Origin of the sequence: Italian clover phyllody phytoplasma str. MA1 (assembly GCF_000300695.1) — a bacterium.
Classification (GTDB): domain Bacteria; phylum Bacillota_I; class Bacilli_A; order Acholeplasmatales; family Acholeplasmataceae; genus Phytoplasma.
This window is the reverse complement of the sequence record NZ_AKIM01000042.1, coordinates 1-1,454: the sequence shown is the minus strand read 5'-3', so window position 1 is coordinate 1,454 and position 1,454 is coordinate 1. Positions and strand designations below refer to the sequence as shown.

The following is a 1,454-nucleotide window of genomic DNA, read 5'->3' as shown; positions in this document are numbered from 1 at the left end:
CAAAAATGTTTTTTAGACCCATACATTACTTATGAAGAGGCTAAAAATAAAATCATAGTCGATTTAGCTATTTATTTTTTTGGAGAAGACAAAGTAGAAATAATTGATTAAAATTATTGCTTTTTAACTAATATATTAAACCTTTTACATGTATAATAACATTAAAATACCCCCAAACACGCGCATATACCCCTAAATTTTGCGATTTTATTTTTCGCAAATTTGGGGATTTTTATTTTTATAACAAAAAACCAAATAAAAAGGAGAAAAAATGAAAAACGAAACAAATCAAGGAATCATTAGGGGTGGTTGGGAAACAAAATCAACACCTAACGACTTAGTTCAAATCAAAAACTTTTTACAAATATTAAAAGGAGAATTATTAAATATTACAATTGTTTCTCATTCTAAAAAGAAAAATTCCTATCAACAAGCAAACTACCGCCCAAAAAACCAAACTCTATTTGTAGACCCACAAATCTTAGATGAAATAAAAAAGTATAGAATAAAAATAATCAAAACTCACTCTCCCGAAAACAATAATAATAATCAAACCCTAACCAACCCCATATCACCCCCAAAATGCCAAAATAATACCCTTAAAACACATTTCCCTATCTTCCAAATTAATTATCTCAACGAACAAAAAGACTACATTAAAGAATTAATAAGTAAGATACCCATAGACAAACTAGACACTTTGAAATTATATAAATTAGATGATAAAAAAGTAGATAAATATAACAATCCTATAAAAACAAATTATAAAAAAGGATTAAATGTTATTTATTATCAATTGGAAGATTTAAAACACATCAAATTATTTTTAACCAAAAATAAACAAGGCTATCGGGTTAAAAAAATACATCCCATGTATAAATATATATCCAAAATCAAATAAACACTTCACTAACAGTTTTATAACACTTCACTAACAGTTTTATAACACTTCACTAACAGTTTTATAACACTTCACTAACAGTTTTATAACACTTTCAATATCTAAAATACTTTAAAAAACCAAACCTTTTTAAGGAGTGATATTTTATATATTATATCGATAATGATAATGATACTCGATATTTGATATTATCGTTGTATCTTTTATCTATCATTATTATTTTTCGATATATAAATAACTCCCTTTTTCCCTTTCCATTATTAAAAGAGAGATGTTTTAAAAATTAACCAACACCATCCCCTAACGCGCTGAAGCGCTAACAACAATTATAAGCAAAAACAAACAAAAGAAAAAGAAAAATAAAAATCCCCCAGTTGCGCGCGACCCCCTTTTTCAATAAATATAATCATTTGGAGTTATAATGGTTATGTATATGATATAAAAAAAGGAAACGATATTTAAATCATGAAAAATAAAAAAATAAATGACAAAAAAACTGAAATATTAAAACAAAAAAATAAATTATTACAAACTCTAATGAAAAAAAATAAAA

The 1,454-nt window shown here is 25.1% G+C and carries 1 protein-coding gene; it reads left to right on the top strand.

The window, feature by feature from the left end:
* The first annotated feature begins 271 nt into the window (after positions 1-271).
* On the top strand, positions 272-901 hold the full coding sequence (locus RI01_RS02040) for a hypothetical protein (RefSeq protein ID WP_017193001.1): 630 nt from the start codon (positions 272-274) through the stop codon (positions 899-901).
* Positions 902-1,454 lie beyond the last annotated feature (553 nt).

What these genes read in the sequence shown, in the direction of transcription:
- RI01_RS02040 (WP_017193001.1), top strand. Translation starts at nt 272, where the DNA reads ATGAAAAACGAAACAAATCAAGGAATCATTAGGGGTGGTTGGGAAACA.